The organism is Actinomarinicola tropica, from assembly GCF_009650215.1.
GTDB classification, from domain to species: Bacteria; Actinomycetota; Acidimicrobiia; order Acidimicrobiales; family SKKL01; genus Actinomarinicola; species Actinomarinicola tropica.
The window spans coordinates 2,817,656-2,831,111 of the sequence record NZ_CP045851.1 but is presented as its reverse complement, the minus strand read 5'-3'; the positions used below and the strand labels follow the sequence as shown (position 1 = coordinate 2,831,111).

Annotated in this window: 15 protein-coding genes; 10 read left to right on the top strand and 5 right to left on the bottom strand. The window is 74.4% G+C overall.

Features of this window, described 5'->3' with window-relative positions; translation table 11 throughout:
• The first annotated feature begins 9 nt into the window (after window positions 1-9).
• Both GH723_RS13925 and cofH read left to right on the top strand, forming a co-directional pair.
• Window positions 10-498 carry a winged helix-turn-helix transcriptional regulator gene (locus tag GH723_RS13925; RefSeq protein ID WP_153760213.1) on the top strand — a complete coding sequence of 163 codons (489 nt, stop codon included), beginning with the start codon at window positions 10-12 and terminating at the stop codon, window positions 496-498.
• Complete coding sequence (gene cofH, locus GH723_RS13920) at window positions 495-2,834, top strand: 5-amino-6-(D-ribitylamino)uracil--L-tyrosine 4-hydroxyphenyl transferase CofH (protein ID WP_229022842.1); 2,340 nt, start codon at window positions 495-497, stop codon at window positions 2,832-2,834. Before GH723_RS13925 ends, cofH begins: the two co-directional genes overlap by 4 nt.
• On the opposite strand, the gene GH723_RS13915 is transcribed toward cofH, so the two are convergent.
• Window positions 2,807-3,493, bottom strand: coding sequence for a winged helix-turn-helix domain-containing protein (locus tag GH723_RS13915; protein ID WP_229022841.1), 687 nt, complete (start codon window positions 3,491-3,493; stop codon window positions 2,807-2,809). The two genes, cofH and GH723_RS13915, sit on opposite strands and share 28 nt — an antisense overlap.
• Before the next feature lie 103 nt (window positions 3,494-3,596).
• Between GH723_RS13915 and GH723_RS19060 the strand changes: the two genes are divergently transcribed.
• Window positions 3,597-3,722, top strand: a complete 126-nt coding sequence (locus GH723_RS19060; RefSeq protein ID WP_267471317.1) for a hypothetical protein — start codon at window positions 3,597-3,599, stop codon at window positions 3,720-3,722.
• A gap of 5 nt (window positions 3,723-3,727) precedes the next feature.
• Here the strand turns inward: GH723_RS19060 and GH723_RS13910 are convergent, their stop codons facing one another.
• Window positions 3,728-4,105, bottom strand: a complete 378-nt coding sequence (locus GH723_RS13910) for a thioesterase family protein (protein ID WP_153760211.1) — start codon at window positions 4,103-4,105, stop codon at window positions 3,728-3,730.
• A gap of 71 nt (window positions 4,106-4,176) precedes the next feature.
• On the opposite strand from GH723_RS13910, the gene GH723_RS13905 reads away from it, so the two are divergent.
• Both GH723_RS13905 and GH723_RS13900 read left to right on the top strand, forming a co-directional pair.
• On the top strand, window positions 4,177-5,565 hold the full coding sequence (locus GH723_RS13905) for a TldD/PmbA family protein (protein WP_153760210.1): 1,389 nt from the start codon (window positions 4,177-4,179) through the stop codon (window positions 5,563-5,565).
• Window positions 5,562-6,914 carry a TldD/PmbA family protein gene (locus GH723_RS13900; protein ID WP_195210310.1) on the top strand — a complete coding sequence of 451 codons (1,353 nt, stop codon included), beginning with the start codon at window positions 5,562-5,564 and terminating at the stop codon, window positions 6,912-6,914. Before GH723_RS13905 ends, GH723_RS13900 begins: the two co-directional genes overlap by 4 nt.
• On the opposite strand, the gene GH723_RS13895 is transcribed toward GH723_RS13900, so the two are convergent.
• Window positions 6,876-8,345 (bottom strand): MFS transporter, encoded by a 1,470-nt coding sequence (locus tag GH723_RS13895; RefSeq protein ID WP_229022840.1) that lies wholly within the window; start codon window positions 8,343-8,345, stop codon window positions 6,876-6,878. The two genes, GH723_RS13900 and GH723_RS13895, sit on opposite strands and share 39 nt — an antisense overlap.
• A 100-nt stretch (window positions 8,346-8,445) precedes the next feature.
• On the opposite strand from GH723_RS13895, the gene GH723_RS18900 reads away from it, so the two are divergent.
• Window positions 8,446-8,796, top strand: coding sequence for a cupin domain-containing protein (locus GH723_RS18900; protein ID WP_153760207.1), 351 nt, complete (start codon window positions 8,446-8,448; stop codon window positions 8,794-8,796).
• Between the two features lie 29 nt (window positions 8,797-8,825).
• On the top strand, window positions 8,826-9,548 hold the full coding sequence (locus GH723_RS13885; RefSeq protein WP_153760206.1) for a PHP-associated domain-containing protein: 723 nt from the start codon (window positions 8,826-8,828) through the stop codon (window positions 9,546-9,548).
• 12 nt (window positions 9,549-9,560) lie between these two features.
• Here GH723_RS13885 and GH723_RS13880 read toward each other — a convergent pair whose 3' ends face one another.
• Window positions 9,561-10,226 (bottom strand): SAF domain-containing protein, encoded by a 666-nt coding sequence (locus tag GH723_RS13880; RefSeq protein ID WP_195210308.1) that lies wholly within the window; start codon window positions 10,224-10,226, stop codon window positions 9,561-9,563.
• A gap of 83 nt (window positions 10,227-10,309) precedes the next feature.
• A complete protein-coding gene (locus GH723_RS19250) occupies window positions 10,310-10,621 on the bottom strand; it encodes an FmdB family zinc ribbon protein (RefSeq protein ID WP_153760204.1) in 312 nt (103 codons plus the stop codon).
• Window positions 10,622-10,717: 96 nt separating this feature from the next.
• Between GH723_RS19250 and GH723_RS13870 the strand changes: the two genes are divergently transcribed.
• The 3 genes from GH723_RS13870 to GH723_RS13860 are packed head-to-tail and all read left to right on the top strand — an operon-like array spanning window position 10,718 to window position 13,451.
• Window positions 10,718-11,341: a glycerol-3-phosphate acyltransferase gene (locus GH723_RS13870; protein WP_153760203.1), complete on the top strand. Its 624-nt coding sequence runs from the start codon at window positions 10,718-10,720 to the stop codon at window positions 11,339-11,341.
• Complete coding sequence (gene galU, locus GH723_RS13865) at window positions 11,341-12,240, top strand: UTP--glucose-1-phosphate uridylyltransferase GalU (protein ID WP_153760202.1); 900 nt, start codon at window positions 11,341-11,343, stop codon at window positions 12,238-12,240. The genes GH723_RS13870 and galU overlap by 1 nt, the downstream gene beginning before the upstream one ends.
• Window positions 12,237-13,451 (top strand): molybdopterin molybdotransferase MoeA, encoded by a 1,215-nt coding sequence (locus tag GH723_RS13860; RefSeq protein WP_153760201.1) that lies wholly within the window; start codon window positions 12,237-12,239, stop codon window positions 13,449-13,451. Before galU ends, GH723_RS13860 begins: the two co-directional genes overlap by 4 nt.
• Window positions 13,452-13,456 lie beyond the last annotated feature (5 nt).

The following is a 13,456-nucleotide window of genomic DNA, read 5'->3' as shown; positions in this document are numbered from 1 at the left end:
GCCCGCCCGATGGGACCGACCGAACCTCCCTGCTCGATCGCGGCGACGCTCGACGTGGTCGGCGACCGCTGGACCCTGCTCATCCTCCGGGACCTGTTCCGGGGGGTGCGCCGGTTCAGCGAGATGCACGCCGACCTCGGCATCGCCCGCAACCTCCTCACCGACCGCCTGCACCGGCTGCTCGAGCACGGACTGGTCGAGAAGGTCCCGTACCAGCAGCGCCCGCTGCGCTGCGAGTACCGCCTCACCCGCAAGGGGGCGGACCTCTCGCCCGCGCTCATCGCGCTCATGGCCTGGGGCGACCGCTGGTACGCCGACGCCGGCCCGCCCGTCGAGCTGCTCCACGACGCCTGCGGCACGCCGATCGAGCGGCAGCCTCGTTGCCCCTCCTGCGACGTCGCCGCGGCGCCGCACCACATCCGGAGCCGTCCCGGGCCCGGCGCCCCCGCCCGACCGGAGGCCGTCCCGGCCCCCGCCGACCTGCACGGAGCCTCGTGAACCAGGACCTCCTCCACCTGCCGACCGACGAGCTGCTCGCGGCGGCACGTGCCGTGCGCGACGCGCGGCACGGCCACCGCATCACCTACTCGCCCAAGGTCTTCATCCCCCTCACGATGCTGTGCCGGGACAACTGCGGCTACTGCACCTTCGCCCGGCCGCCGGCCCGGCTCGACCGCCCCTACCTCGACGCCGACGCGGTGCTCGAGATCGCGTGGGCCGGTGCCAGGGTCGGCTGCCACGAGGCCCTCTTCACCCTGGGCGAGCAGCCCGAGGCCCGGTACCCGGTCGCCGCCGAGTGGTTGGCCGCCCACGGTCGCACGTCGACGATCGACCACCTGGTCGCGATGGCCCGCCTCGTGCTCGACGAGACCGGGCTCCTGCCCCACGCCAACGCCGGCGCCCTCGGGCGCGACGACCTCGCGGCCCTCCGGGCGGTCAGCCCCTCGCAGGGGATGATGGTCGAGACCCTGCGTGCCGACCTGCCCGCCCACCGCGGTGCACCCGACAAGGCACCCGAGCGCCGGCTCGCCACGCTCGAGGCCGCCGGCGAGCTGCGGATCCCGTTCACCACCGGCATCCTCGTCGGCATCGGCGAGACGGAGGCCGATCGGCTCGAGGCGCTCTCGGCCATCGCCGCCGCCCACCGCCGCCACGGCCACGTGCAGGAGGTCATCGTCCAGAACTTCCTGCCCAAGCCGGGTACGGCGATGTGGCGACACGAGCCCTGCCCGGAGGAGGCCCACCTGCGGGCCGTCGCCCTGGCCCGCCTCGCGCTCCCGCCCGAGGTGCACGTGCAGGCCCCGCCGAACCTCGCGGCCGACCTCGGGGCGCTCATCGACGCCGGCATCGACGACTGGGGCGGCGTCTCCCCGGTCACCGCCGACCACGTGAACCCCGAGCGCCCCTGGCCCGCGCTCGAGGCGCTCCGCTCCGCCACCGAGGCCCACGGCTTCGTGCTCGCCCCCCGCCTCACGGCCCACCGCGAGCACGTGCTCGACCCCGACCGCTGGTTCGACGAGTCGCTGCGCTTCGCCGTGCTCGACCGCGCCGACGCCGACGGTCTGGCGCGCGACGACGAGGGGTCCCACCTGCCGGAGCGGATCCGCGACGCCCGCCACGTGGGCTCCGGCGCCGACGTCGACGTCGAGAACCGCTCGACCGCCTGGTACTCCGGGGCCTCGGCGCCTGCCCCCGCGTTGGTGCCGGCGCCGGCGGCCACCTCGGGGCCCGTCGTCGACGTCCTCGAGGGCGTCCGGATGGGACACGAACCCGGCGGCGACGAGCTGCTCACGCTCCTGCGCGCCCGGGGCCACGAGGTCGCGGCGGTGGCCGCCCTGGCCGACGAGCTGCGGCGGGAGGCGGTCGGCGACGACGTCACCTACGTGCGGAACCGCAACATCAACTACACGAACGTCTGCACGTTCAAGTGCCGGTTCTGCGGCTTCAGCAAGGGGCCGCTGTCGCTCAACCTGCGGGGCACCCCGTACCTCCTCACGCTCGACGACATCGCCGAGCGGGTGCGCGAGGCGGTCGAGGTCGGCGCCACCGAGGTCTGCCTCCAGGGCGGCATCCACCCGGACTTCGACGGCGACTACTACGTCGACGTCACCCGGGCGGTCGCCGAGGCCGCGCCCGGCATCCACATCCACGGCTTCACGGCGCTCGAGGTGACCGAGGGGGCGCGCCGGCTCGGCGAGCCGCTCGCCGACTACCTCCGCCGGCTGATGGACGCGGGACTGCGGACCCTGCCCGGCACGGCGGCGGAGATCCTGGACGACCCGGTGCGCGAGGTCCTCTGCCCCGACAAGATCACCACCGACGAGTGGCTGTTCGCCCACCGCACCGCGCACGAGGTCGGCCTGCGCTCGAACGTCACGATGATGTTCGGTGCGGTCGAGCAGCCGGAGAGCTGGGTGCGCCACCTGCTCGTCACCCGCGACCTCCAGCGCGACACCGGGGGGTTCACCGAGTTCGTCGGGCTCCCGTTCGTCCACATGGCGTCGCCCATCTACCTCCAGCGGAAGGCCCGACGCGGGCCCACGTTCCGCGAGACCCTCCTCGTGCACGCCGTGGCGCGCATCGCCTACCGGGGCCTCATCGACAACGTGCAGGCGAGCTGGGTGAAGATCGGGGTGTCCGGGGTCCGCCAGATGCTCCAGGCCGGCTGCAACGACCTCGGGGGCACGCTGATGGACGAGAACATCTCGCGGGCCGCCGGCGCCGAGCACGGCCAGCAGCTGACGCCCGACGACTTCGCGGCGATCGTCGCCCCGCTCGGTCGTCCGCTGCGCCAGCGCACCACCCTCTACGGCGAGGTGGCCGTCCCGGCCTGATCTCCGTCGGCGTCGCGGCCCGGCGGGTCGCCGCTCGGGAAGACGTCGAGGACGAGGGTCACGGGCACCGCCCCGTCGGGCACGGGGGCGCGGCCGGCGCTGCGCTCGCCGACGGCGCTCCGCCAGCGGTCGACCACCGCGAGCAGCTCGTCGCGCATCTGGCGCATCTCGCCGCGGGTCAGGATCGGCCGCGAGATCATGTCGATGCTGCCGTCGACCCACTCGGAGCCCCACAGGTGGGCTTCGCGGTGCCAGCGGTGGAGGCGCTCGGTCTGGGTGCGGCGGACCTCGTCGAGGACGACGTCGACGTCGTGGGCGGTCTCGGGCTGGTTCTGCTGCATCTCGAAGCCCTCGAGCGTCCAGCCGCCGGGCCGGGCCCGCCACCAGCGGTCGCGTCCTGTGCCGATGTCGGGAGCCTCGACGATCAGCTCGTGGGCGGCCAGCTGGCGCAGGTGGTAGCTCGTCGAGCCGCTGCTCTCGCCCACTTCGCGCGCCAGCTCGCTCGCGGTGCTCGGACCCCGCTCCATCAGCCGCTCCAGCAGGCGGAACCGCAACGGGTGGGCGAGGGCCTTGAGCGCAGCGGCGTCGAGGACCCGGCACTCGTCGGCGGGGAGGGGGTCGGCGGTGCGGGGCGTCTGGTCCGGCGTCTCGTCGGGCACGGTGCGTCCTTCCCAAAGAAGTGTTTGCAAAGAGTCCTTTGCAATGGGTACTCTGCAAAGAGTTCTTTGCGATCGCAGCCTAGCGGTCACCCGAGGAGGAGCCATGACCCGTCGACGCAACACCCGCTGGACCCGTCGCCCGACCCCGCCCGTCGACGCCCGTCGCACGCGCCGCACGAACCGGCCGTCGTCGACGGTCCCGCCGGGGCACTTCCCGCGCCTGGTGTGACGGCGCTACGACAGCTTGTCGAGGAAGCGGTCGGTGTCGACCACGACGCGGGTCACCTTGCCCGCCCCGACCAGTCCGCGGCTGTCGCGCGCCGCAACGGTGAACACCAGGCGGCGCCCGTCGATGCGCTCGAGCGTGGCCTCCGCGGTCACGGTCGACCCCACGGCCGTCGGCGCCAGGTGATCGACCTGGACGCGCATGCCCACCGTGGTCATCCCCTCGTCCAGCTGACCGGCGACCGCCGCCACCGCGGCCTCCTCGAAGAGCGCGACGAGGCGTGGCGTGGCGAGGACGGGCACGTCGCCGGACCGGATCGCGATGGCGGTGTCGTCGTCGGCGACCACCAGGTCCACCGCGGCCGACGACCCGTGACGGATGGGCATCGCCGGTACCCTACGGCACATCTCGACCGGGGCGGCACGGGGGTCGAGGTGCACGACGACGAGGAGCGCCGGTGATCGACGAGCAGACCCTGCAGCGGACGTTGGGCGCGGCCCTGGCCACCGGTGGCGAGTGGGCCGAGGTGTTCGTCGAGGACCGTCGCCACACGGGGGCCGTGCTCGACGACGGCCGGATCGAGGACATGTCGTCGGGCCGGGACAGGGGCGCGGGCATCCGGGTCGTGCGCGGCGAGACGACCGGCTTCGCCCACACCTCCGACCTCAGCGAGCAGGGCCTGCGCCTCGCCGCCGAGGCCGCGGCGGCCGCCGCCTCCCGCGGTGACGGCGGCACGAGGGCGGTCGATCTCACCCGGCAGGCCGCCCGCCCGCACGGGGTGCGCACGCTGCCCGAGGAGGTCGCCAAGGCGGCCAAGGTCGAGCTGCTCGGTCGGGCCGACGAGGCGGCGCGGGCCGCCGGCGGCGAGATCACCCAGGTGATGGCGCGCTACGGCGACACCCGGCGCCGGATCCTCGTGGCCAACACCGACGGCCTGCTGGCCGAGGACGACCAGGTGCGCACGCTGTTCTCGGTGTCGTGCGTCGCCGACGGCGACACCGGCCTCCAGACCGGCCGCGAGTCGATCGGACGCACGGTGGGCTTCGAGCTGTTCGACGCCTACGACGTCGAGGACCTCGCCCGCCGCGCCGCACGCCGGGCGCTGACGAAGCTCGGCGCCGTCCCCGCTCCCTCCGGGTCGATGCCGGTGGTGATCGGCAAGGGCGGTGGCGGCGTGCTCTTCCACGAGGCGTGCGGCCACGGGCTCGAGGCCGACCTCGTCGCGAAGGACGCCTCGGTCTTCGCCGGGCGTCGCGGCGAGCTCGTCGCCAGCCCGCTCGTCACCCTCGTCGACGACGGCACGATGTCGGAGGAGTGGGGCGCCATCGCCATCGACGACGAGGGGCGTCCCGCGCAGCGCAACGTCCTGATCGAGCACGGCGTCCTCACCGACTACATGTGGGACCACCTGCGGTCCCGCAAGGAGGGGCGTGCGTCGTCGGGCAACGGGCGCCGCCAGAGCTACCAGCACCTGCCGATGGTCCGCATGACCAACACCTACATCGGCAACGGCACCGACGCACCCGACGACATCGTCGCGGCCACCGACCGCGGCGTCTTCGTCGCCCAGCTCGGCGGCGGGCAGGTGAACACCGCCACCGGCGACTTCGTGTTCGGGATGACCGAGGCCTACCTCATCGAGGACGGCCGGATCACCGCCCCGATCCGCGACGGCAACCTCATCGGCAACGGCCCTGAGGTGCTCCGCGACATCGACATGCTCGGCGACGACTTCGAGATGGGCGGACCCGGCACCTGCGGGAAGGACGGCCAGGGCGTCCCGGTGGGCGACGGCACGCCGACCCTCCGGGTCGCCCGCCTCACCGTCGGGGGCACCGCGGCGTGAGCGACCCGGACGACTCCCTCCTCCGGCTCGCCCGGGGGCTCGTCGAGCGCGCCGACGCGGGCGAGCAGCTCGAGGTCACCATCGGCGAGTCCCGGCGAACGACCGTCCGGGTCCACGGCGGCGAGGTCGAGTCGTTCACGTCGGCGACCTCCCACGGCGCGGGCATCCGCGTGATCCGCGATGGTCGGGAGGGGTTCGCCCACGCCGGCTCGCTCGATCCCGAGGTCCTCGACGACACGCTGGCCGAGGCACGCGACAACGCGGCCTTCGCCACGCCCGACGAGCACGTGGGACTGGTCGAGCCGGACGGCGTGGTGGCGATCGAGGTCGACCACTGGCGCGACGAGTCGCTGGCCATGGCCGAGCCCGACAAGATCGCCCGAGCCGTGGACCTCGAGCGCCGCGTGCGTGCGGGCGACCCGCGCGTGCGCTCGGTGCGCACCGCCATCTGGTCCGACGGGGCGTCGCGGGTCGCCCTCGCCTCGACCGCCGGTCTCGCGCTGGCCACGCGCGGCACCTCCTGCTCGCTGTCGGTGAGCGCCATCGCGGGGGAGGGCGACGACACCGCCACCGGTGCCGGGGTGGACGCCGCACGCGCCCCGGGCGACCTCGACGACGACGCGGTGGTGGCCGACGCCGTCCACCGGGCCACCGAGCTCCTCGGCGGGCGACCGGTGGCGTCCCAGCGCCTCACCCTGGTCGTCGAGCCCCGCCTGGCCGCGATGTTGCTCGGCATCGTCGCGGGCACGCTGACCGGCGACGCCGTGCTGAAGGGGCGGTCGCCCTTCGCCGACCGCCGCGGCGACGCCATCGCGTCGCCGGTGCTCCGACTGGTCGACGACCCGACCGACCTGCGCTCGCTCGGCGCCGACAGCCACGACGGCGAGGGGCTCGCGACCCGGCGCAACGTCCTCGTCGACGACGGGGTCCTCCGCGGCTTCCTCTACGACGGCACCACGGGCCGGCGAGCCGGCACGGCCTCCACCGCCTCCGCCGTCCGGGGCTCCCGGAGCCTGCCGAGCCCCGGCGTGCAGGTGCTCGTCGTCGAGCCCGGCGCACGCTCGGCCGACGAGCTCCTCGCCGACGTCGAGCTGGGGTTCGCGGTCCGGTCCTTCAACGGCCTCCACTCGGGCGTCAACCCGGTGTCCGGCGACTTCAGCGTCGGCGCCGAGGGCCGCATGATCCGCGGCGGGGCGCTGGCCGAGCCGGTGCGGGAGGTCACCGTCGCCGGGTCCCTCCAGAGGATGCTGCTCGACCTCCGCGAGGTCGGCGCCGACATCGAGTGGCTCCCGAGCGGCGCGGGCATGGCCTCACTCGTCATCGACGACGTGTCGCTCGGCGGCCGCTGACCCCGAGGGACCGGTCGGTCGTCCCGGATCGAGCGCGTCGACCGGGACGAACGCCCAGGCGAACGCCGCGGCGACGACCACACCGGCGGCGACGACCGTCGAGACCGTGTGGAAGCCGACGACCAGCTCGTCGGGCGCCACCTCCACGCCGGGCGCGAAGCCGGCGACGAGGGGGATGACCGCGACGGCGAGGAGCTGGCCGGTGCGGGCGACGGCGTTGTTCACCCCCGAGGCCAGACCGGCGTGGCGATCCGGGGCGGTGGCGAGAGCCGTCGCCGTCAGCGGCGCCACCGTGAGGGCGAGTCCGGCGGCCAGCCCGAGCACGGCGGGCAGCACCGCCTCGGCGTAGCCCGCGCCCGGTGCGATGCGGCGCATGAGGACCAGACCTGCGGCGATGCCGAGCGGCCCGACGGTCATCGGCAGCCGCGGCCCGATGCGCTGGGCCAGCGCCCCGGCCCAGGGCGACGCCACGAGGAGGACGAGGGTCACCGGCACCGTCGCCGCTCCGGCTTCGAGCGGCGAGTAGCCCATCGCCCGCTGCAGGACCAGGGCGATCATGAACATCGACGCCCCGAGCGCGCCGTAGATGAACAGCGTCGCCCCGTTCGTCGCCGAGAACGCCCGGGACCTGAAGATCGACACGACGAGCATGGGGTCGGTCGTGCGCCGCTCGACGGCCACGAAGAGGGCGAGCAGCACGAGGCCCGCGGCCACCCCGGCGGTCCGGGCCTCGATGAGCCCCCACGTGAGGACGGCGAGCCCGCCCGCGCCGAGCGCCGCGCCGGCGAGGTCCAGGTGCGTCGACGCCTCGGCGTCCCGGGTCTCGGGGAGGCGGGTCACGGCCACGTAGGTGACGAGCGCGCCGAGCGGCAGGTTGATGAGGAAGATCCAGCGCCAGGACGCGACGTCGACGATCCATCCGCCGAGGAACGGGCCGATGGCCGTCGTGATGCCGCCGAGCCCCGACCACGTGCCGATGGCGCGGCCCCGGTCGTCGGGGTGGATCGTGGCGTGGATGATCGCCAGGCTGCCGGGGGTGAGAAGGGCGCCGCCCACGCCCTGGAGGACCCGCGCCGCCACGAGCGCCTCCACCGAGGGCGCGACGGCGCAGAGGAGCGAGGCCGCGGTGAACGCCACGGCACCGGCGGTGAACACCCGTCGTCGCCCGAGGCGGTCGCCGAGTGAGCCCCCGAGGAGGATCAACGAGGCGAGGGCGAGCATGTACCCGTTGACGACCCACTGGAGGCCGGCGAAGTCGCTGCCGAGGTCGTCGCCCAGGCGGGGGAGCGCGACGTTGACGACGGTGCTGTCGAGCATCGTCATGCCCGAGCCGAGGATCGTGGCGACCAGCACCCATCGCCCTGCCGCCTCGTCGACGCGCACCGACGGTCCGCCCGCCGTGCCTCCCTCGTCGGTCGATCCGGTCGCCACCTCCGTGAGCGTACGGCCGTCGCCTCGGTGACCTTCGCCCCTTGGGTGGGCGGGCCCGACGGGGGAGACTGCAGGTGAGCGAGTCCCGTGGAGGTGAGCGATGGATGCGACCCAGGTCCGACGGTCGACCGTCCTGACGCCGGAGGAGATCGAGCGGCTGCCCGTCGAGGCGCTCGGCCACATCCCCGGCGTGGGGAACCAGGTGCTCTGGCGGGACGCCACGTCGATGCAGGGGATCCTGACCATCGAGGGCGGCCACCACCTCGGCGCCCACGCGCACCGCGCCAACCACCACCACGTCGGGGTGCTCGACGGCGTGGCTCGGATCCTCGGTCGGGAGCTCGGACCCGGCTCGTACGTGCACATCCCCGCCGGGGTCGAGCACGACATGGAGGCCGCCACCGACCGGCCGTGCCGCCTCCTCTACGCCTACGTGGCGCCGGCCGGGTGAACGGGAGGTCACGGGTAGGCTCGGCCCCCGTGACCTCGACCGACGGGCCGCCCGAGACGGCGGTCGACCGCCACCCGCACCTGGCACGCCCGCTCCGACCGGGGTGGGTCCGGGTCGACATGCACTCGCACACGATGTGGTCGGGTGACTCGACGACGACCCCCGACGAGGTCGAGGAGGCCGTCGTCGACAGCGGCATCGACGTGCTGTGCATCACCGACCACAACGCCATCGCCGGTGCCGAGGAGCTGGCGGCGCGCCTGCCGTGCCGCGTCGTCGTCGGGGAGGAGCTGCGGACCCAGCTCGGCGAGATCATCGGGCTGTTCCTCACCGAGCGGATCCCCTTCGGCGTGGGGCCGCGCGAGGCGGCCGAGCGGATCCGGGCCCAGGGCGGCGTGGTCTACGTGCCCCACCCGTTCGACCCGATGCGGGCGAACCTCCGGGCCGAGAGCATCGACGAGCTGGTGGCGGCGGGCCTCGTCGACGTGATGGAGGTGCGCAACGGCAAGACCAGCCTCGAGCACCTCAACCGGGAGGCCGCGGAGTACGCCGCCGCCCACGGGCTGCTCGCCGGTGCCGGGAGCGACGCCCACGTGCCCGCGGCGCTCGGTGCCGTCTACGTCGAGATGCCGGACTTCGACGGGCCGGCGGACTTCCTCGCCAAGCTGCCCGAGGGCGAGGTCGTCGGCCACCACTTCGACCGGGCCCGTCCCTGGACGCCCCGGATCATCCCCTCGACGTCGTCCGGCTGACCTCCGGTCGGCTCAGCCCGGCGAGATCACGACGGTGACGACGCTCGTGGCCATCGCGGTCGCGAGGCGGGCGGCGTCGTCGGACCCCACCGCGACGGTGATCCCGGCGTCCTCCACGACGAGGACCCGCGCGGAGGTGGCGACAGGGGTCGTGGGCCCACGGCCGGTGGCGAGCGTCGGATCGACGGTGGCCAGGACGTCGACGCGCTGGCCGACGGCGAGCGGTGGCCGGTGGTGGTCCGTGGGCACGGCGACAGCCCGCTCGGTGGGAGCCAGCTGGCCGGCGACGCCGATCGCGCCGTCGGGGGCGAGGCGCGACGCCGCCACCGCCTCCCCGGCCAGCACGGGGCTCCGCACCGATCGCCCCTCCGGCAGTGACGCGAGGGCGTCGGTGGGGACCAGCGACGCCGGGAGACGTCGCACCTCGACCTGGCCGGCATCGAGTGTCGCGCCGGCCGCGAGGTCCTCTCGGGCGACGAGGACGGGCACGAGGTCGCCGTAGGCCTCGGCCCCGGCGGTCGCCCGCTGCAGCGCACCGGCGACGGTGGCGTAGGTGGCGATGCCGGCCAGCGCGGCCAGCGCCCAGAAGACGACGGGCTGGCGACGGAGGGCGACCACGAGGCGTCGGCGAGGGCGGCGCGCCAGGGTGGCGCGAGAGGGGAGCGGGCTCGGGGCCACGGGGACCTCCTGTTCCAGGCGGTGCAGGAGGGGGAAGCGACGCCGACGCTACCGCCCGCAGCGGCGGCGGTCGACGGGCAGGTTCAGGAGGCGGCGGCCGAGGTGCTCGACGAGGTCGACGAGCTCGAGGACGAGTCGGAGCTGCTGCTCGAGCTGCTGCTCGAGCTGCTGCTCGACGAGCTCTCGGTGCTCGAGGTCGACGAGGAGCTCGACGAGCCGCCCCGGCTGTCGGTCTTGTAGAAGCCCGAGCCCTTGAAGCTGATGCCGACCGCCGAGAAGACCTTCTTCAGCGAACCGTCGCAGCTGGGGCACGTGGTGAGGGCGTCGTCGGTGAAGGACTGGACGACCTCGAGGTCCTCGCCGCAGTCGCGGCAGCGGTACTGGTAGGTGGGCATCGGGTGGCCGGCCTCCGTGCGGATCGGACGAGCGGGGAACAGATTGGCACTCGTGCCTTGCGAGTGCCAAGCCTACCGCCCGTTAGGCTCCGCGACGTGTTCGGGGCGCCAGGGATCGTGATGGTGGGCGCGGTGCTGGCGTCCTACGCCCTGGGCACCCTCCCGACCGCGGTCCTCGTCGGCACGCGCCGCGGCGTCGACCCGACCACCGCGGGCTCGGGCAACCCGGGTGCGAGCAACGTCTACCGGCTCATGGGGCGGCGCGCCGGTGTCGCGGTGCTCGTCGTGGACCTCCTGAAGGGCCTCCTCCCGGCCCTCGCCGCGCTGGTGCTCATCGGGCGGCCGCTCGCCCTGGCCTGCGGCCTCGCCGCGGTGGTCGGTCACGTCGCCCCGATCCAGCGGCGCTTCCGGGGCGGCAAGGGCGTCGCCACCGCCGGTGGCGTCGCGCTGGTCCTGTGGCCCCTCGTCTCGGTCGTCCTCGTCGCGGCCTTCCTGCTCGCCGGTCGCCTGGTCGGCATCGCGTCGGTCGGGTCGCTCGTCATGGCCGTCGGCCTGCCGGTCGGCGTCGGGTTGACCGGCCGACCCCTGGGGGAGGTGCTGGCCGCCGCCGCGCTGGCGCTGCTCGTCGTGCTGCGCCACGCCGGCAACATCCGTCGCCTGCTCCGTGGCGAGGAGCAGCGCACCCGACGTCCCGACCCCGCCCCCCGCACACTGGAGTGATGATGTCGAAGGTCCGCAAGGCCGTGATCCCCGCCGCCGGCTGGGGCACCCGCTTCCTCCCCTTCACCAAGTCGGTGCCGAAGGAGGTGCTGCCGATCATCGACCGCCCGGCGATCCAGTACATCGTCGAGGAGGCGGTGGCCGCGGGCATCGAGGACATCCTCATCGTCACCAGCCCCTACAAGAAGGCGGTCGAGGACCACTTCGACCGCACCCGCGAGCTCGAGGCAGTCCTCGAGGCGGGCGGGAAGACCGCCGAGCTCGAGCAGATCCGCGCCCTGGCCGACCTCGCCCAGGTGCACTTCGTGCGCCAGGGGGAGGCGCTCGGCCTCGGCCACGCCGTGGGCGTCGCCCGCCGGCACGTCGGCGACGAGCCCTTCGCCGTCCTCCTCGGGGACGACATGATGCACCCACGGTCACCGCTCCTGCGGGAGATGATCGCCGCCACCGAGGAGCGCGGCACCTCGACGATCGCCCTGATGCGGGTGCCGAAGGAGGATGTGTCGAAGTACGGCTCGGCGGCGGTCGAACCGATCGAGGGTCGCGACGACCTGGTCGCGGTGAGGGGGCTCGTCGAGAAGCCGCCGCCGGAGGAGGCGCCGTCGGACCTCGCCGTCATCGGCCGGTACGTCTTCACCCCGGAGATCTTCGACCACATCGAGCGCACCGCCCCCGGCAAGGGCGGCGAGATCCAGCTCACCGACGCCATGGCCACCCTCGCCGCGGGGTCGGGGGTCAACGGGCTCGTCTTCGAGGGGGGCCGCTTCGACGTCGGCGACAAGGTCGACTACCTGCGCACGGTCCTCGAGCTCGGCCTCGAGAGGGAGGACCTGCGAGCCGACCTGCTCTCGCTGATCCGCGACGTCGCGGCGCGCGAGGGCATCGGCGACCCGTCGTGATCCCTCTCGGCGAGGCGCGCGCCCGGGTCCTCCGGGACTGCCACCTGCTGCCCGTGGTGGAGGTCCCCCTCGCCGCAGCGCGCGGCCTCGTCACCGCCCTCGAGGTGCGCACCGACGAGGACGTCCCGCCGTTCGCCAACACGGCGATGGACGGGTTCGCCGTCGTCGCCGCCGACACGGTCGGCGCCACCGACGAGCGTCCCGTCCGCCTCGACGTCGTCGGCACCGTCGCCGCCGGCTCGTCCGGCGAGGTGCAGGTCCGGTCGGGGTCGGCGGCCCGGATCATGACCGGTGCCCCGATCCCGCCCGGTGCCGACGCCGTCGTCATGGTCGAGCGCTGCCGGCCGTCGGACGACGGATCGAGCGTCGAGGTCACCGTCGAGGTCGCACCGGGCAACCACGTCCGACCGGCGGGCGACGACCTCCGCGCCGGCGATCCGGTCGTCGCCGCCGGTGTCGAGCTGACCGCCGGGCACCTCGGGGTGCTCGCCGGCATCGGGCGACGCACGGTCGAGGTCCACCGCAGGCCGCGCGTCGGGGTGATGTCGACCGGCGACGAGCTGGTCGAGGGCCCCGGACCGCTCGAGCCGGGCCAGATCCGCGACGCCAACCGCCACACGCTGCTCGCGCTCCTCGACGAGCTGGGCTGCGAGTCGGTCGACCTCGGGATCGTCCCCGACGACGAGGCGGCCATCACCGCGGCGATCCGTGACGGCGTCGAGCGCTGCGACGCCCTCGTCACGTCCGGCGGCGTCAGCATGGGCGACTTCGACTACGTCAAGGTCGTGCTCGACCGCCTCGGCGACATGGACTGGATGCAGGTCGCCATCAAGCCGGCGAAGCCGCTGGCCTTCGGCACGGTCGACGGCACGCCGGTGTTCGGCCTCCCGGGTAACCCGGTGTCCTCGATGGTGAGCTTCGAGCTGTTCGCCCGCCCCGGGCTCCGCCGGATGATGGGTCACGAGGGCCCCGGTCGGCTCATCGTCGACGCGGTGGCGGTCGACGGGCTCGCCCGCCGCCCCGACGGCAAGACGCACTTCCTGCGGGTCCAGGCCGCCTACGGCGAGGACGGGCGCTTCCACGTGCGCTCCGCCGGGGGCCAGGGGTCCCACCAGCTCTCGGCGATGGCGGCGGCGTCGGCGCTCGCGGTGCTGCCCGACGGCGACGGCGTGGCACCCGGCGGCACCGTCGAGGCGATCCTGCTCGGCTGACCCCT